Genomic DNA, 17,787 nt, shown 5'->3' with positions numbered 1-17,787 from the left:
AGGATCCTCCCCTCCCCTGCTCCCGAATTTAAAGAAAAACGGAACAATGATGCTGAAGAGTGCGAAACCAAGCAGATCGAAATTATTTTTGACAATGTTCTTGCTGACGGGCATAATTTTATATTTTAACCCCCCAACAAAAATACTCATTCCCATCACAAGCAGAATGTTGCCAAGCATGGACCCCGCAAGGCTTGTAAGTACCAGAGAATACATTCCCGCCTTGACGGCAAATCCGCAGATCAGGATTTCCGGCACGTTCCCCATGGTAGCGTTCAAAAATCCGCCGATCTTTGGGCCGGTGTACAGGCTGATCTGTTCGGTCGAATCCCCCAGCACGGCGGCCAGAGGAATGATGCCGGCGCAGCAGAGGCAGAATACGATACCATCGCTTAAGTGGAGTCCAAACCTTGCAACAAGAGTGATCGGGATAAAAACCAACAGCCAATACAAATACTTCATCGTCATTCTCCTTTTTGGAATGTTCAAAGCATGTTTTCAAGTTCGAAGAACTGAAAAACATTTACATAGAACGATAGATAAACAATGAAAAAATCAGGGAGCTACCGCGGGAAAGAAGCACTAGACGGCTACACAGCCGAAAACAATCCGTTCACGCTGCACACAACAGCCGCTGGAAATACAGGCGTGCATGCAGGATTTACCGGAGCGTTTCGCCCGCGGCAAGAGCTGTTATTTCTCTTTACGCATACCGTATCCGCGCGTTCAAGCCGGCCTTGTTCAAAAAGCGCAAGGCCGGCAAAATGCTTCTTTCCGATCAGGCTTTCTCTGGCCTATGCTAAACTGATCAAACACTTTATTCTATACAGATTTTTTAATTTTGTTACGGAAATACTCTTCAATGGACTTGGCAGCATGCTTGTCCGCACCACAGTTAAAATCACAGCCGCGGCTCTGGCGGCGGCATTGCCACCGGCAAAATGCCCTCCAAGCTGGTGTGTTCATCGTCAGCCGCACGGCCCTGCCGGGTCTTCCGATCCATCGGCACTCTTGGCGCTTATGGGTTGAGAGAAACATCCAATGCCATGATGGCGATACGCTTCTATTTTAAATTCGCTGTTCTAAAAGGGCTTGGGGCGCCGCTCTTCCCCACTCTTCATAGGACAATCCGAAAGGAGCATACAGATGAATCATGCTCGTATCAAGGGGGAAGCATGATTATGATATCGATAGAACAAATCAACTCCATGCAAAGCGCAGATATTCGGGCAATCGATAAGAATGCGCTTGTGGACGTACAAGGTTTTCCATTTGATAACAGCCTTTCCAAACGGGAGCGCATAGAACAGGTCATTGAACGCACGAAAAATCCATACTGCTTTCGATATGGCGATTTAGGCGTTCAGGTAGAGTTTACCGACGACGGCCCAACGCTTTGTGAGCTGCTGACGAACTTCCTGCTGCGCAAGAAAAGCGGCCTGTGACCTCTTTTTCAAAGCGGCGAAGCATTGCTGCCTTTATGCCCGAACAGCATTTTTCGGTATAATGAAGCAGGAAAGGAGGAACTATGGCAAGGCCGAAGGCCCGGTATGAGATTCTGCCGAAAGCAAGCAAAAGCAAAACCTGGTATGTCGGGTTTTACATCCGGCTGTCCCGTGAGGATTCCCGGGGAAACGACGAATCCGAGAGCGTTCATAATCAGCGGCTTATCCTGACAGACTGGCTCAACAATCAATTCGACGACGACAAATACGTATTGGTGGATGAATTCGTCGATGACGGAGTAAGCGGCACCACCGATGAGGAACGCCCGGATTTTCAAAGGTTGCTCCGATTTATTGAGGCCGGAAAGATCAACTGCGTCGTTGTGAAAAATCTGGCCCGCAGCTTCAGGAACCATGCCGACCAGGGCTACTATTTGGAAGATTGGTTCGTTATTCATCAGGTGCGGTTCGTCTCACTCTACCAGCAGCCGATCGATACGTACAAAGACCCCTACGGCGCAACGAATATCGGCGTTCCCGTACAGGGCGTTCTGAATGAAAGCCACGCAAAGGACACGTCGGAAAACGTACGCAAGGTCTTTGACAAGAAACGGGAAAAAGGGTTGCATATCGGTTCCTTCGCTGCCTATGGATACAAGAAGAACCCGGAGGACAAAAACGCGCTGGTGATCGACGAGGAAGCCGCCGAGGTCGTGCGGGACATCTTTTCATGGTTTCTGGACGGAATAAGCAAAAATGCCATTGTGCAAACACTGAACGAACGCGGCGTATTATGCCCTTCTCTATATAAGCGGAGCAAGGGCATGAAATATAAAAACCCTAACGCCGGGAATCAGCCGCTGTGGAACGCAAAAACCGTCACACAAATGCTGAAAAACCGCCTGTATGTCGGTGACATGGTGCAGGGCCGCTACCGGGTACGGAGCTACAAAATCCATATTCAGGACGCTGTTCCCGAAGAGGAGTGGTTTATCGTTGAAAACACCCATGAACCCATCATCGACCGGGAACGGTTTGCTCAGGTGCAGGAGCTGTTAAAACGCGACACGCGAATGGCTCCCGGGAAAAAGAAGCTCTATCTGTTCAGCGGTTTTCTGCGCTGCGCCGATTGCGGCAAATCCATGTGCAGAAGCGAGGTCAAAGGTACGGTATACTACTTTTGCCGAACTTACAAGGAACAATCCAAAGCCGCCTGCACAAAACACTCCATCAAGCACAACCTTTTGGAAGCGGCGGTTTTGTATGTGATTCAGCAGCAGGTGTATATGGCCGATGCCTATACAGAGGTTATGGCACACATTGACAAAGCCCCGCTGAAAAAGAGCCAGTCAAGCAAACTGGACGGTTTGATCGCCGCAAAGGGAAGGGAGCTTGCCAAAGTCACGCGCTACAAGCAATCGCTTTATCAGGACTGGAAGGACGGAAACCTTACGTACAAGGACTACCGCCAGATGTACGAGGACTACGAGCGGCAAATGGAGAATATCGACGCCGCTATCGAAAATCTGACGGCGGAACGGGCGGAGCTTGAAAAGAGCGCGGGCACGGAAAATCCCGTTTTGACGGCTTACAGGAAATACGAAAATATCGACAAATTGACGAGGGACATTTTGATTGAACTGGTTGATCATATCCAGGTGTTTGAAAACGGCAGTATCAGCGTCAGACTGAAACACAGCGACGAGATCCGCCGGATGGAGGAATCCATAGAGGCCAACCGCCATTCGGGAGCAGGATAAAGCCCCGTCAATGAAAAGGCCGCTTGTTTTCTGAATAGGAACGGCCCGACCGGCCCGACTGGACCAACCGGAGCCGCCGCAGAAGCCGTTCTTGACGGCGTGCAGGTTCAGCTTCAGGGGAGCAGCGGCGGAACAGTGGCAAACAACGTCAACGTGTTGTTTGATACTGTAATCAATTCGCCGTCCGCAAATATCACCTACAATGCCGGAACCGGAACCTTCTTTGTGCAGCAGCCGGGCAATTATCTTATTTCGTGGTGGGTAAATACCGATGGAGCCGGAGCGGAAACTACCGTAAACTTTGGTATCAGAGTATTAAGCGGCAGTGTTTTCCCGTCTGTTTTTGCCTCTTCTCCGTCCCCGGTGACTACTCTGCAGCTGAACGGAAGCGTTTTGCTGACTGTTACCGGAACTCCTACCACATTCTCTCTGTTCAACAACAGCGGCGCCACGGTAAGCTACGGCACCTCAGATGTTCAGGCGAATCTGGTCATCATCGGTCTCACGTAATCAACGCATACGCGCATGATTCACGTCACAGATGATTGCCGCAACGTAAAAATCAGGTAATCAGACGCCTCCGAAAGTTTTTTCGGAGGCGTCGCTTTTTATTTCCTGATCGGTCCCTCATCAGGAAGATGCTTTCATTGGATCGTTCCATACAGCTTTATCTTCCTGCCTGAAGATTGTTGACTATTTTTGTAGTCGATGCTATAATGACCCCACGGCATAAAAAAGCAAAGCTTTTGTTGCCTGAGGGAGTATGGAAGCACCGGACCGATATTTTCGCTTTCTGGGAAAAATGTGATCCATCTGCATCTGAATTTGTGCTATCATCATTTTATATCGTAAATAAAAGCTTTGTGCTTTTATCACGTTACATACCCATAATAAAATATGAACTCAGATTCATTTGAAATTTGAGAGCTTCATCGGAGGGCTTTTTGTGAGAACAAGGCCAGATAAGATGTCGGGATGCTTCCCGGTATTTTGTCTGGCTTTTTTTCATACGGAAGATGGATTGACGGCAAAGCTTGTGCACTCGTATCACTGGCATCTCTTCATTATTAAGATTCATTTTAGTGGAAGGCAAGGATAGTATGGATATTCAAAACACAGATCTGAAACCCATCAACAAACAATTTATCAAGTACGTCATTCCTGCTGTCATCGGTATGGTCGTTCAGGCACTTTATACTGTTTTGGACGGCATTATTGTCGGGCAGGGCATTGGAGAAATCGCACTGGCTGCAATCAACATTGTATTCCCATTCGGCATGATCGTTATCGCCCTGGCCATGCTGATCGCGGTAGGCGGTGCCAATGTATACTCTTTTTACAAAGGACAGGGTGAGCTGGACAAAGCAAACAATATTTTCTGCCAGTGCTTGACGCTTGCCTTTGCCATCGGCACCATAATGGCTCTTTTGGGATTCTTTTTGCGGGAACAATTGGTTGTGCTCGCAGGAGCCAACGAGGCGCTGCTGCCCTCCGCAGCGGCATATATGAAATGGATGTCGGCGTTTTTCCTGTTTCAAATGATCGTCTGCTCGCTTTCCGTCTTTGTGCGCAATGATGACGCCCCCAGACTTGTCATGGTGGCGACTTCTACCGGTGCCATCATTAACGCTGCCCTTGATGTCCTCTTTATCCTGGTTCTTCATTACGGGATTGAAGCGGCCGCCATAACAAACGGCATTGGGATGCTGGTGGAGCTTACCTTTTATGTGACCCACTTTGCCGGCAAGAAGGGCGCGCTCCGGATCAGAAAGCCCGCCTTTCATCTTCCGGACATCAAACGGATCGCGAGCAACGGCTTTGCTACCTTTCTTATGGAGTTCAGCCTGCCCGCCGTTACGTTCTCTTTTAATCTTGCGATCATTTATATCGTAGGGACACTTGGCGTGACAGCGTATTCCATTGTCGGTTATGTCTGCGCTATCATCAATATGGTTTTGATCGGCGTTACGCAGGGTGCACAGCCACTGATGAGCCTCTACCACGGCCAGGGAAACAAGCGGGCTTTTACGCATATCTATTACCTTGGGCTGCGTACCAATATTATCACCCCGTTGATATTGGTCTTCTTCTGCCTCATTTTCAGTAATGGAATCGTTTCGCTGTTCCGGGCGGGAAACCCTGAATTAACCGCGCTGACCAGCCACATGCTCCGTTTTTATCCATTGGCGTATATCCCCGTTGGAATTACAATGATGAACATTCTGTTCTTTCAGACAACAGAGCAGAACGCCTTTTCTTCCGTGATCTCTCTGCTGCGGTGCATCGGGTTTATCCAGATTTTTCTGATTGTATCCGTCTTTCTGTTTACGGGAAAAGGCCTTTATCTCGCTTTCTTCCTCGGTGAGCTATGCCACCTGATCATTTCGCAGATATTGGTGCAGCGAGCGAAACGGTTGGAAGATGCGACCGTACAAACAGACAACGCCGCAGCCAACGAAGTCGTGGAAAGTGAAAGCTGATTTAAAAGGCCAGTTTGAAAGAAAGATAAAAAAAGCCATGACCACCGATCAAGGTGGCCATGGCTTTTTTTCTTCCGGCGTTACATACATTGTGTGGTAATTTTCGTAGATGACCATGCCGGGCTTCGCCCCGGCCGGCTTGTGCACATGGCGTACCTGTGTGTAATCCACCGGCACCTGAGAAGAGGATTTCCCTTTGCTGTGTGCCGCTGCAAGGCGCGCGGCATCCAGCAGGGCGCTTTCCGTAGGCGTTCTGCCGTCCGTCACCAGAATGGTGTGCGAGCCGGGAATGTTCTTGGTATGAAACCAGATGTCGTTGTTATTGGCAAGCTTCAGCGTCAATCGGTCGTTCTGCTTGTTGTTTCGGCCCACCAGCACCCGGAATCCATCAGAAACGGTAAATTCCATCGGCGCGGCGGTGGCCGCCGGGCGCTGCTTGCTCCCCTTGGGAGCCTTTAAATAGCCCTGCTCCTGCAGCTCCTGGCGAATCTCGATCAGATCGCGCTCCGTTTCCGCACGGCTCAATTCCTCCAGAACCGTGTCGAGATATGAAAGCTCCTGCTGTGCCTGTGCAATCTGCTCCGTCAGCTTCTCCTCGGCCGTACGCGCCTTGCGGTAATCTTTATAATACTTCTGGGCGTTCTGTGAGGGCGTGAGCCGCGGGTCAAGCTGGATACGCAGCTTCGGCAGGGATTCCTCATAAAAATTCTCCAGCTCCACACTGGACAGGCCCGGCTCGATCTGATACAGATTGGCGTTGAGCAAATCTCCGCAGACGCGCAGATGCTCCCGTTCGGCGCACTGTGCTAGCTCGCCGCGCTGGGCGTTGATTTTTCTGCTGAGCCGGTCGGAGATCGTCGTCAGGTGCCGGAGCAGATCCTGCTCCCGAATCCGCATGCGATCGATGCGGTCGCGCTCCTCGTAAAAAGCGTCCAAAAGCTCTGAGAAGGTAGCGTGCTCCCGCACAACGGCAGACGTACCGTATTGCTCTGGGCGGAGAAAAGAAAAGTCCATCGGCTTTTTATCCGGCCCTAAAACGAGATGCGGTACGCCGGAGCACTCCTCCACCTCCTGCTTCAGGCGGCCCAAAAAGAACAATAGGCGTTCCTTTTGCGAATCGGTCATCCCGTGAACCAGCACCTGTTCCCCATGGCCAACGCGGTGCTGTATCTCGCGGCAGACAATGGGCGACACCCCCTGCAAAACAGAAAGAAGCCCCTTTGAGAGCTCCATCTCCTTCGGCTGGGCAAGAAGAGCGGCCAGCACCTGCTGCGGCTGTGTTTCCAGCAGGCACAGCTTTCCCTGCGCCGGCGGCAGCTCGTACCACAAGGCCGGCAGAACCAGCCGTTCCGAGCTCATTTCGTCATCGACCCGCTTGAGCGCATCGATGATCCGACCCTCTTCGTCTACCAAAATGATATTGCTGTACCGCCCCATGATCTCGGAAACCACGGTCAGGCGGACAAGATCGCCCAGCTCGTTGACGGCTTCAAAATCCAGAAAGAGCAGCCGTTCCAGCTGCGGCTGACGAATCTGTAGCAGCTTGGCGCCGGAAAGGCGCTTGCGCATCAGCATGCACAGCATGGGCGGCTGCTTCGGGTTTTCCGGTACAAACCGTGTAAAATGAATCCGGGCGCTGTTGGCGCGGGCAGAAATCAAAAGCTTAAACTGCTCCGACCGGGTACGCAGCAGAAAGACCATCTCTTCCCGATTGGGCTGATAGATTTTCTCTACCCTGGCCCCCTGCGACGCCTGTTCCAGCTCCCGTGATAAATGTCTTAAAAAAGCCCCGTCCAAAGCCATTGGGGCACCTCCTTACAGGTATTGTGCGGGATCACACAGCACCTCTGATTTTTGAAAATGCACGGTTGGGAACTGTTCCTGCAGATTTTCCTTCAGCGGCAGAATCACAACGTCCTCCGTGTTGAAATGACCGGCATCCACCAAGGTGATGCCAAGCTGCTTTGCCAAAAGCAGCTGATGATGCTTGGTGTCCGCCGTGACAAACACATCTGCGCCGGCCTGCACCGCATCCTCCAGAAGATCGGCACCCGCGCCGCCGCACAAAGCGACCGTTTGCACGGGCTTTCCTCCGTCCACATATTTCAGCCCACCGCAGTTCAGGGCCTGTTTGACATATTCCGCAAATTCCGCCGGAGAATTACTGCGCGGCAGATTCCCGATGAGACCTTCCCACAGCCCATTTGCTCCGTATGGTTTGACACCGTGGATATCTTCCAGACCCAAAGCCTCCGCCAGGCAGGTGTTCACGCCGCCCGGCGCGAGATCGAGATTGGTGTGGGCGCAGATCGCCCCGATGCCGTGCTGTGCCAGAAGATACGGCACGTCCTGCGGGCCCATACGGCGAAGCGGCTGAAAAATGACCGGATGATGGCTGATGATCAGCTCGGCTCCCAGCCGGGCCGCCTCCCCTACCACATCGGGCGTAATATCGAGCGCCAGCAGTACGGCGGAAACAGGAGTCTCTCGTTCCCCCACGAGGAAACCGGCATTGTCGAAGCTCATCGCCGTTTCAAAGGGAGCGCATACATTTAAGAAGTCATAAATATCGCCGGCAGTAACCATTTTCATTTCAAGTCCTCCTTTGGAATCAGGCGTTCCAGCTGATCTGCCACCCGCAGAAGCCGCTGCGCCTCTTTGGGGTCTTTCGCGCTCAGGCCGTTCCCGCGCACCCGCAGCGCGGCGCTCTGCTTTTTGATATAAGTACGGGCCGCGGCAGTATCGGGGCGAAGCATACCGATATAAGGATACAGCTCCCCCGTCTGCGGCTGCCCGGGCTGCCAGCACACCAGCATCACACTGTACACATGCCCGCGCGACTCCACCGCTTCTTCCCGCAGAACGGCAAAACCGTTTTGCCGCAGATAGTCCCGAAGCTCCGGCGCACAGGTCATCGGCTGCAGAATCAGGCGGCGTTCCTCCTGCCTGACCCACGGCGCACCGGACAGGATTTGCGCGATCAGCTCGCCGCCCATGCCCGCGATGACGATGTCCTCCGCTTCTTCCGGCTGGATTTTCTCAAGGCCGTCCGACAGGCGCACCGAGATATTCTCTGTTTGGTAGCGTTTCAGATTTTCCTCTGCTTTGGCCAGCGGCCCGGTGCGGACATCTGCAGCCACTGCCGACTGGATTCTCCCCTGCTTTTCGAGCCACACGGGCAGATAGGCGTGATCTGTGCCGATATCGGCCATTCTGGCCCCCGGCCGGACAAAATTCGCGCAGAGCTGAAGCCTTGGGTCCAGCTGAAATAATGGTCTGCTCACACAATTCCCTCCCCGATCTTCCGGCATAACAAAGCTCTGTGAAAAGCCGCCGCTTCGCCGGATAAAAGAACCGCCCGGGCAAAGTAACTGCCGGGCGGCATTTGGCCTGTTTGCTTATTTCGCACCCAAATGGGCGTTCAGCTTTTCTACAAGCGCGTCGGGGTCTACTCCGTGTACCATGCAGGCTTCCTGAATCGATTCCCCGCGGGAGGCCGGGCAGCCAAGGCAGTGCATGCCCATCTCCAAAAAGAAAGGTGCGGTGGATTGATCTAAATCAAGAATATCGCCGATCACGGTATCCTTTGTAATCTTTGTCATAGGAATTTCCTCCGTTTTTGAATTCTTTTTTTATTATAATACCCGGAAGAAAAAAAATCAATCCCTGTCCCAATATACAAAAATAACGCCCCCGCGCAGAGCGCGAGGGGCGTTAATCGCTCGCTTTTATCAGCCTTCTTCTCTCATCTTTGCAAAGCACTCGCTGCAGTAAACCGGGCGATCCTCACGGGGCTTAAACGGAACCTTCGCTTCTTTTCCGCAGGAAGCGCAGGTGGCCACAAACATTTCACGTTCCGGTTTGGCTGCATTCTTACGGGCATCGCGGCAGCTCTTGCAGCGCTGGGGCTCATTTACAAAGCCTTTCGCCGCATAAAACTCCTGCTCGCCGGCAGTAAATACAAATTCCGCACCGCATTCCTTGCATGTGAGAGTCTTGTCCTCGTACATTTGATTTTACCTCGCTTTGAATTAAAGATATTTGCCCTTAGACGGATTCGCACCGACTCCTTTGATTACCAACGCTCTACGTAAGCTACCCGGGCATAGAGATTCTAAAATGGGTTTTTCAGTTTTTTTCGTACCCGCTGAATCGCATTATCCACCGCTTTCACAGAAACAGCCTGCTTTTGCGCGATCTCTTGGTACGTACAGCCATTTAAATATAAAAACAGCACTTCCTGCTCCATTTTAGACAAGCTCTGATTGATGCGGGCCCTGAGCCCTTCGAGGTTCTCTCTGTCAATCAACAATGTTTCGGGATTGGCAATCTGGTCGGACAGGAACGAGGCTGTCCAGCTGTCGTCCTGCTCTGCATCATGAAAAGAAACGAAATTATGTAAAGGAAGATTTTTTCGGCTGAGTGCCGACCGGCACGCCGTTACCATCTGATGGTAAATGCAAACTCCTGCGTATGTCTTAAAACTGGCGGAACCACTGGCTTTATAGCTGTGTGCTGCGTGAAGCAACCCCAACAGGCCCTCCTGATATAAGTCCTCGGGCTCAATGGGTACCCCACGGAAGGCGGAAGCTTTTCCACGAATCAACCCCATGTAACGGGCTGTCAATTCAACAAAGGCATCTGTGTTCCCTTCGTTCACAAGCTCTGCCACTTGCTGATCGGAAAATTCCGGCAATAGATCAAACAAAATAAGCACCTCAGGTATCAGCGATTCTCTACAACACTCATTTTACTCGATCCTATTAGTAAAGTCAATAAAAATTACAAAAATTTTTGTTCTTTCGTTGTTAAAATAGTATTACACGCACAAAATATCTCTTTTTGCGACAATTATTTTGATTTTTGTCGTGCAATTATTTCCCATTTTATGGAAAAAGCAAAAAAATTCCGATATAATGAAGAAGATATTTAGGGGGGATTTTTTTGGTATCCTTTCTTCACAGCCTGGGGCTGCATGGAATGAATGCATTTATGGTAAAAGTGGAGGCCGATCTTTCCAATGGGCTTCCCTCTTTTGAAGTGGTCGGACTGCCTGACGCCGCGGTGAAAGAATCGCGCGACAGGGTTCGGGCCGCGCTGAAAAACTGCGGGTTCACCTACCCGGTATCGAAAATCACGGTGAACCTGGCGCCGGCCGACAAGCGAAAAGAGGGGCCGATTTACGATCTGCCGGTGCTGGCCGCTCTGCTGTATGCCTCCGGCCAGCTGGAGGGGGATGCAGAGCACTGCGCCATGGTGGGGGAACTGTCGCTTTCCGGCGAGGTGCGGCCCGTAAAGGGAATTCTGCCCATGGCGCTGGCCGCAAAGCAGGCCGGAATCACCGACTTTTTCGTTCCCGCAGAAAACGCGCCGGAGGGCGCTGTGGTGGAAGGGCTTCGGGTTTATCCCGTGACGGACATCCGTTCGTTGGTGATGCACCTGACAGGGCAGCGCCTGATTTCCCCATGCGTATCCGATCCGTTTTCCGGCAGGAACACCGCCTTTCCCCTGCCGGATTTCTCGGAGGTGCGCGGGCAGGAAGCTGCCAAACGCGCTTTGGAGATCGCGGCCAGCGGGAGCCACAACGTGCTCTTGATCGGCCCGCCCGGTTCGGGGAAAAGCATGCTCGCAAAGCGCGTTCCGTCGATTCTGCCGGACATGACCTTAGAGGAAGCCATCACCACCACCCAGATTTATTCCGTGGCCGGCACGCTTCCCGGGGAAAGCACCCTGATGTGGGAACGGCCCTTCCGCGCGCCGCATCACACGATATCCCCGGCCGGGCTTTCCGGCGGAGGTACGGTCGTGCGCCCCGGAGAAATCTCGCTTGCGCACAATGGCGTGCTCTTTTTGGATGAGCTGCCCGAATTCCACCGCGACACCATGGAGGTACTTCGCCAGCCGCTGGAGGATGGGACCGTCACCATCTCGCGGGTCAGCGGCAGTGTCACCTACCCCAGCTCGATCATGCTGGTGGCCGCGATGAATCCCTGCCCCTGCGGTTATTTCGGACACCCCACAAGGGCCTGTGTCTGCTCGCCGAGCGCGGTGGACCGTTATCTTGGCAAAATATCCGGGCCGCTTCTCGATCGCCTGGATTTACACGTCGAGGTTCCGCCCGTAGAGTTTGACGTGCTCTCTTCGGGCGATAAGGCGGAAAGCTCCGCGAGAATCCGGGAAAGGGTCAACGCAGCGCGGGAACGCCAGAACCAGCGCTTTCGCGGCACGGGCATCACCTGCAACGCCCGCATCACGCCGGATTTGCTGCATGAGGTGTGCCGCCTGAGCCCGGGCGCGCAGACGCTGCTCAAAACGGCGTTTGAGCGCCTGGGCCTTTCGGCCAGAGCATTTGACCGGGTGCTGAAAATCTCCCGCACCATCGCGGATCTGGACAACTGCGACACCATCGAACCGCGTCACGCGGCCGAAGCGGTGCAGTACCGCGCACTGGACCGAAAATACTGGAACGCACCCTGAAAACCAAAAGGAAACGTGCAGGCTCATTACCAATCCTGAGCACAAACTCTGTGGCAAAAGATTCTGCGTGAGAAACAAGATTGATTCAGCCGCCGTACCGGTGTATAATAAGAATCATTCGAGCATCCGACATCGGCATGCTCCATATTCTTAGAAAAACCAGGTGACGATCATGAAAACACTTTTGCATATCTGCTGCGCTCCCTGTTCCATCATGTGCATTGAAACTCTGCGCAGTGAAGCGATTGAGCCTGTCGGCTTTTGGTTCAATCCGAACATCCACCCCTATACGGAGTACAGAAGCCGTAAGGAGGCACTGGTCCAGCACGCGAAGGATGTAGAGATGGAACTGATACTGGAGGGCGACTACGGCCTGCGCGAGTTTATCCGCAATGTTTCTCCCGATTTTGACCACCGCTGCGGATACTGCTATTCTGTCCGCGCTGAGGCCGCCGCGGCCTACGCCGCAGAGCACGGCTTTGACAGCTTTACCTCTACCCTGCTCATCAGCCCTTATCAGAATCATGAGCTGCTGCGGGAAACCATGGAACAAAGCGCCGAAAAATACGGCGTAGAGTTTCTGTACCGCGATTTCCGCCCCTATTTTCGCGAAGGCCAGGAAAAGGCCCGAGAAAAGGGATTGTATATGCAAAAATACTGCGGCTGCGTTTTCAGCGAAGAGGATCGCTATCGCAAAAAGCCGAAGAAAAAGAAAGAGGCCGTGCAGGCGCTCTGAAACCGAAGGAGTAACATCAAATGAAAAATTATCAGACAGTAATCGGTAGTTTATTCATTGCTGCAGCCATTGTGATTGCCGGTATCCTGATCGCGAATTCGATTCAGGCCGGTTTTGAATCGCTTCGCAGCGCAGTAAGTTATTCAGCGGAACTATTGCGATAAATGGATTTTTGAACAAACTAAGGAAGAGTGCTGTAAACTCAACACTCTTCCTTTTTTACGATCCTAAAAACAGCCCTGCCGGAGAAAGTCCGGCAGGGCTGTTTTGTTCATCTGGATTATTTTATTGCTCGTACGGCTGTGCGGAAACCGGGTATGTGTAGCCGTAGGTGTTCTTCTTGTAATTGGCATTGGCGCTGTCAGCCTCTGTATAGTTGCCGAAGGAGAATACTTTTGTTTCTCCCAGACGGCGGTACACCAGGCCTGCGTAGACCTTGCCGCCCGCCTGATTCCAGCGCAGCCACTCCGTCGCCATTGCATAGGCGTCGGTATAGCTCAGATCACGCTGCATGCTTGCCGCGTTGCTGAATCGGATCGCTCCGGAGCGCGCCCAGCCAACGGTTCCGTCCGGCGTCTGCACCTGATACCAAACCGACTTCGTGGAAGCATCCACCGTCGTCTGCAGCACCTGCAGGGATGTGGAGGCCGCTACCTCCGTCAGCCGCCCGCCCCCCGAACTGGCGGAAGGGAACAGATCAAAATTCAAAGTAGCCGATGCGGAAAGTCCGCCTGCGGGAATCGTCGGAGGAACCACAGAGTTCAGCATGATCTCTCGGATGTCAAACGCGCTGGAGCCGCTCCAGTAGCCCGCCCCCACATTGTAAGAGAAGCTGACCATCGCGTCGAAGTTCTGCTGATTGGCTTTGATGTTATTATTTGCGAGGAAGGTATTGACCGCCTGCGTATAAGAACCGTTGACAGAATTAAGCAGCTGGGCCCAGGCTTCTGTCTTTGTCTGGTTGTTATAGAACAGCGCACCTGCGCCAAAGGTTTGTCCATAGCCGATGGTCGGAATATTGTTCGCCAGTGTATCAGGGTAAACAGCGGCGCTATAACCCTCCCACTTGCCGATCAGCGCAAGCATTTCGTCACTGACACGGCGGTTTTCGCGCGTGGAGGAGGTTTTCTCCTGTGTGCTGACGACAAAGCTGCTGGTGGTTGCTCCCGTGCTGCTGTAACTGGAGCCGCCTGTGGAGGAATAAACCGCAACCTGATAGGTACCGGGAGAAGAGAACGTGACCGCCGTTTTCCAAACGCGGGTGTAGTTCGGGGCCAGATTGCCGTTGGTGGAGTTCTCGGTCGTGTAGTTTCCGACATCGAGCGTTTTCGTCGTGCCGTCGTTCATGGAAACCACAAAACGCACGGAGGAACGGGTGTTATCCGTTACCGCGACCAGCTCGACCTGCTGGCCGATCCCGGCCACATTGGGAGTGGTATAAGCTGTTTTCACCGGGTCCGCCGCTGTGACGGTTACATTGCAGGTTGCTGTTTTGGAACCCGCTTTCGCGGTGATGACCGCACTGCCGGGCTGATTGCCGTAAATAAAGCCGTTGCTGACGGTTGCAACATTGGTGTTGCTGGAGGTCCATGTCACAGCAGTGCCCGTGGGGGACACCGAAGCTTTGACATAATAGCTCTTTCCTTTTGGAATCGTCCCCGAGGTGTGCGAGAGCGTCAGGCCGGAAACCTGAGTGCCATCGTTGCCGTACAAATACTCTATGTAGTCATTGTAAAGGTAACCCACTTTACCGTCGGCCGTTCTCACTTTTGTCCAGTCAGGATAAGAAGCAGTGTCCAAAACCGTTACGACTACACCGGGACTCAGAGTCACCAGTACCGAGCAGTTGGTATTCGGCTCGCTGCGCAGATTCACGTCGGTTGTGGTTCTGGCGCCCGTAATTTCAGTGCTGCCGCCTCCGGAGCCGCCGGAGTCCGACACAGTCGCCGTCAGAAAGGCGGTAAAGCTGCCGCTGGTAACGGTGATAACGGCGGAACCCGCCGAAACGGCTTTGATCTCATACAGATATCCCCTGGAATCGTTGGCGTTCTTCAGGGAAACGCTGACGACCGAGGAATCGGAAGAAGTGGCTGTTGGGCTGCTTCCGCTTGCAATCCCCTTTGCCAGGAATTGATACACACTGCCGACGGAGGAAAAGGCATAGCTTGATGTATCCAGGGTAAACGCGCTGGTCTGTCCGCCGGAGCCGCCGGAACCCGGCACGGTAGCGGTCAGCTGTGCGGAAGCACTTCCGCTGCTGACGGTAATCACGGCGGAGCCTGCCGAAACCGCTTTGATTTCATATAAGTACCCGCGAGGATCGTTGGCGCTCTTCAAAGAAACGCTGACAGCCGACGGATTGGAGGAAGTCACCGTTGGGCTGCTTCCGCTTGCAATTCCCTTTGCCAAAAACTGATAGACCTTGCCGACGGAGGCAAACTGATAGCTTTTCGTATCGAGTGTGATCGCACCGGTCTGCCCGCCGGAGCCGCCGGAACCCGGCACGGTAGCGGTCAATTGTGCGGAAGCGCTTCCGCTGCTGACGGTAATCACGGCAGAGCCTGCCGAAACCGCTTTGATTTCGTATAAGTACCCGCGGGGATCATTGGCATTCTTCAAAGAAACGCTGACAACCGACGGATTGGAGGAAGTCACCGTAGGGCTGCTTCCGCTTGCAATTCCCTTTGCCAAAAACTGATAGACCTTACCGACGGAGGCAAACTGATAGCTCTTTGTATCGAGTGTGATCGCGCTGGTCTGCCCGCCGGAAGGGGTATCCCCGCCGGACGGCCTGTCCGGATGATCCCCCAGCAGGGAGATGGAACGAGTGGATTCTCCCCACGCCTTTACACCCTTTTGCACGGTGATTTTAATAGAGGCATGCACCCCGGCAACCTCCGCCACCACATAGCAAACGCCCTCTCCCTTGGCGGTGACCCGGTATTTATCCGTTCCCGCCACACGCGTGACGGTTGCGATACCGGTACGGGAGGAATACACGTTTACATCGGCCTGCGTCAGACCCATGCCCTCTACCTTTGCCCGAAAATCATAAATATTGCCCGGGGCCATGGTATAGCTGCGGGTGTCGAGCGTCAAAGTGCCATAGGTGGAAGATGACCCGCTGGTGTTGGCGGACGCGGAACTGCCGGAGCTGCTCGAGCTGCCGGAAGACAAAACCTGCAGATACTGCGAGCTGCAATACCCCTGCGTTCCGTCGGCAAGCTTGATCTTATACCACCCGGAGCTCCCGGAATCCAGCGTTTCCACCGCGGTTCCTTTATCAATCGTTTTCACGATTTCATAGCTTGTTCCCGGTCCGGATCTGATATTCAGCTTATCTGTTGTAGTAGCCTGCGCTGCCATTGCCACCGGCATCATATTGACAAACGCCGCAGTGGTTACCGCAGCGGAAAGTACTGCCGAAAAAAAACGTTTGGTCACAGACGGCCTCATTCGCTTCATTTTTTAATCCCTCTCTGATTCAAATTCTTCATTCCTCAACCATTCATTCGTACTGCGCTTTTGTGCGCCTTTGCGATCCATCGATCTGAATCATACAGACAAATTGTGGCAAAATGCCACTTTCTTTTCGATTATACCGCATGGTTAGCCCTTTCGCAACCAAAACAGGAAAAACTTAAGAATTCTACCAGAAATGACCATCCCGTTTTTTCGGCTAAAAATACAAAAAATTCCCCTCCCACTAGTGGGAGGGGAATCAAACTGCTGCTTATTCGAGGTTCAGTTTGTTCTTCAGAATATATTTTGTGGCGAAATAGTAGATTGCGCCAAGAGCCACCAGCCCAATGTTGAGCGCAGTCAGAACCCAATTCGTCAGCTCAACCGGCTGCATCGCCTCAAAGAAGTCGAACCATCCGCTGTTTGCAGCGGTATTGATAAAAACCGTTGCGATAATCTGCTCTACCAGCCCGATCAGGAAGAACGCACCCAGCGCGCCGGCAACCCGATGCTTTGTCAGCAGCTGACCGATCGCCATCGCCACATACAGGTTCAAAATCCCAACTGCCAGTGACAGCAGAAGAAGTAAAATGCTCTGAAAGAGGATTCCATACACCATAGCATTCTGTGTGGCCAGAAAAGCCTGAATCTCTCTCCATCCCTCGACGATTGCGGTCATCGCATCGCGGTCGAGCGCCAGCACGAGCACGGAAAAGAACGAAATCACTAAGCTTGCAATGTTCCAAAGTACCGCTGCCAGCAGCTTGCTGAGGATATTGGCATCGACGCTGACCGGCAGGGTAAACATCAGGTAGCCTTCGTCCTGCAGAAGATTCTTGTAAAAGCGCTGAATCGTCATCACCAGGGTGATCACAATAATAGCCGCAACAATGGTCACATATGCCGTCATGGAAATCGCGATCGGAATTCCAAATTTTCCGGAATCGATTGATCCGGAATTGATTGAAATGAAAACCTTATTGATGACCGCCATCAAAAACAACAGCAGATATAAAGGCAGGTAAATGCGAGCCGTTGACTTGATTTCGTATTTCAGCAAACGCCCTAGCATCGGAACACCTCCCGGAACAATTCGTCCACGGACTTATTGTTTTTCTCGCGGATTTCTTCCACCGAGGAAACCAGCGCGATCGAACCCTGGTTGATGAAAATGATGTCGTCCAGAATTCTCTCTACGTCGCTGATCAGGTGGGTGGAAATCATTACGGTTGCATTCTCGCTGTAGTTCGAAATGATCGTGTTCAGAATGTAGTCGCGGGCCGCCGGGTCTACGCCGCCGATCGGCTCATCCAGCAGGTACAGCGAAGCATCGCGGCTCATCACCAGAATCAGCTGAACCTTTTCCTTCGTGCCCTTCGACATGGTCTTCAGCCTGGCGTCACTTTTAATATCCAGCCGCTGGAACA

Annotated in this window: 17 protein-coding genes and 1 pseudogene; 8 read left to right on the top strand and 10 right to left on the bottom strand. The window is 52.8% G+C overall.

Going from position 1 to position 17,787, the window contains the following annotated elements; all coding sequences use genetic code 11:
• Positions 1-462 (bottom strand): annotated as a pseudogene (locus tag TY09_RS15485) (calcium/proton exchanger); the annotation flags it as partial.
• Positions 463-546: 84 nt separating this feature from the next.
• Here TY09_RS15485 and TY09_RS18430 point away from each other — a divergent pair.
• The 5 genes from TY09_RS18430 (at position 547) to TY09_RS15465 (ending at position 5,685) form a co-directional block, all read left to right on the top strand.
• Complete coding sequence (locus TY09_RS18430; RefSeq protein ID WP_147584713.1) at positions 547-1,029, top strand: hypothetical protein; 483 nt, start codon at positions 547-549, stop codon at positions 1,027-1,029.
• 152 nt (positions 1,030-1,181) lie between these two features.
• Positions 1,182-1,445, top strand: coding sequence for a DUF6870 family protein (locus tag TY09_RS15480; RefSeq protein ID WP_042436264.1), 264 nt, complete (start codon positions 1,182-1,184; stop codon positions 1,443-1,445).
• A gap of 83 nt (positions 1,446-1,528) precedes the next feature.
• The gene (locus tag TY09_RS15475) at positions 1,529-3,205 is read left to right on the top strand and encodes a recombinase family protein (protein ID WP_042436262.1); all 1,677 of its coding nucleotides are present in this window, start codon (positions 1,529-1,531) and stop codon (positions 3,203-3,205) included.
• A gap of 99 nt (positions 3,206-3,304) precedes the next feature.
• Positions 3,305-3,715 carry a hypothetical protein gene (locus tag TY09_RS15470; RefSeq protein WP_009063449.1) on the top strand — a complete coding sequence of 137 codons (411 nt, stop codon included), beginning with the start codon at positions 3,305-3,307 and terminating at the stop codon, positions 3,713-3,715.
• Positions 3,716-4,305: 590 nt separating this feature from the next.
• Positions 4,306-5,685 carry an MATE family efflux transporter gene (locus tag TY09_RS15465; protein WP_042436260.1) on the top strand — a complete coding sequence of 460 codons (1,380 nt, stop codon included), beginning with the start codon at positions 4,306-4,308 and terminating at the stop codon, positions 5,683-5,685.
• 48 nt (positions 5,686-5,733) lie between these two features.
• Here the strand turns inward: TY09_RS15465 and TY09_RS15460 are convergent, their stop codons facing one another.
• The 6 genes from TY09_RS15460 to TY09_RS15435 all read right to left on the bottom strand — a co-directional run bounded on the left by TY09_RS15460 (position 5,734) and on the right by TY09_RS15435 (position 10,402).
• Positions 5,734-7,488 carry an Rqc2 family fibronectin-binding protein gene (locus tag TY09_RS15460; protein WP_042436258.1) on the bottom strand — a complete coding sequence of 585 codons (1,755 nt, stop codon included), beginning with the start codon at positions 7,486-7,488 and terminating at the stop codon, positions 5,734-5,736.
• 12 nt (positions 7,489-7,500) lie between these two features.
• Positions 7,501-8,277, bottom strand: a complete 777-nt coding sequence (locus TY09_RS15455) for a Nif3-like dinuclear metal center hexameric protein (RefSeq protein WP_042436255.1) — start codon at positions 8,275-8,277, stop codon at positions 7,501-7,503.
• Positions 8,274-8,969, bottom strand: coding sequence for a class I SAM-dependent methyltransferase (locus tag TY09_RS15450; RefSeq protein ID WP_052335723.1), 696 nt, complete (start codon positions 8,967-8,969; stop codon positions 8,274-8,276). The genes TY09_RS15455 and TY09_RS15450 overlap by 4 nt, the downstream gene beginning before the upstream one ends.
• 114 nt (positions 8,970-9,083) lie before the next feature.
• Complete coding sequence (locus TY09_RS15445; RefSeq protein WP_009063525.1) at positions 9,084-9,287, bottom strand: DUF1858 domain-containing protein; 204 nt, start codon at positions 9,285-9,287, stop codon at positions 9,084-9,086.
• A 129-nt stretch (positions 9,288-9,416) separates the two neighbouring features.
• On the bottom strand, positions 9,417-9,695 hold the full coding sequence (locus TY09_RS15440; RefSeq protein WP_009064159.1) for a zinc-ribbon domain containing protein: 279 nt from the start codon (positions 9,693-9,695) through the stop codon (positions 9,417-9,419).
• 104 nt (positions 9,696-9,799) lie between these two features.
• On the bottom strand, positions 9,800-10,402 hold the full coding sequence (locus tag TY09_RS15435; protein ID WP_242841516.1) for a sigma-70 family RNA polymerase sigma factor: 603 nt from the start codon (positions 10,400-10,402) through the stop codon (positions 9,800-9,802).
• A 227-nt stretch (positions 10,403-10,629) separates the two neighbouring features.
• Between TY09_RS15435 and TY09_RS15430 the strand changes: the two genes are divergently transcribed.
• From TY09_RS15430 to TY09_RS18425, 3 genes are all read left to right on the top strand, one after another.
• Positions 10,630-12,162 carry a YifB family Mg chelatase-like AAA ATPase gene (locus TY09_RS15430; RefSeq protein WP_042436250.1) on the top strand — a complete coding sequence of 511 codons (1,533 nt, stop codon included), beginning with the start codon at positions 10,630-10,632 and terminating at the stop codon, positions 12,160-12,162.
• Between the two features lie 172 nt (positions 12,163-12,334).
• Positions 12,335-12,898, top strand: coding sequence for an epoxyqueuosine reductase QueH (locus tag TY09_RS15425; protein ID WP_009064234.1), 564 nt, complete (start codon positions 12,335-12,337; stop codon positions 12,896-12,898).
• Between the two features lie 20 nt (positions 12,899-12,918).
• Positions 12,919-13,062: a hypothetical protein gene (locus TY09_RS18425; protein ID WP_009064021.1), complete on the top strand. Its 144-nt coding sequence runs from the start codon at positions 12,919-12,921 to the stop codon at positions 13,060-13,062.
• A 121-nt stretch (positions 13,063-13,183) separates the two neighbouring features.
• Here TY09_RS18425 and TY09_RS15420 read toward each other — a convergent pair whose 3' ends face one another.
• From TY09_RS15420 to TY09_RS15410, 3 genes are all read right to left on the bottom strand, one after another.
• Entirely contained in the window at positions 13,184-16,342 is a 3,159-nt protein-coding gene (locus TY09_RS15420) for an SH3 domain-containing protein (RefSeq protein ID WP_042436249.1), read from the bottom strand.
• Positions 16,343-16,631: 289 nt separating this feature from the next.
• Positions 16,632-17,432 (bottom strand): hypothetical protein, encoded by an 801-nt coding sequence (locus tag TY09_RS15415; RefSeq protein WP_042436247.1) that lies wholly within the window; start codon positions 17,430-17,432, stop codon positions 16,632-16,634.
• A partial coding sequence (locus tag TY09_RS15410; RefSeq protein ID WP_042436245.1) for an AAA family ATPase occupies positions 17,426-17,787 on the bottom strand: 362 nt, incomplete at its 5' end. The genes TY09_RS15415 and TY09_RS15410, both read right to left, overlap by 7 nt.

Source organism: Faecalispora jeddahensis, assembly GCF_000577335.1.
GTDB classification, from domain to species: Bacteria; Bacillota; Clostridia; order Oscillospirales; family Acutalibacteraceae; genus Faecalispora; species Faecalispora jeddahensis.
The sequence above is the reverse complement of the archived record's forward strand: the minus strand, read 5'-3'. Positions and strand labels throughout refer to the sequence as shown.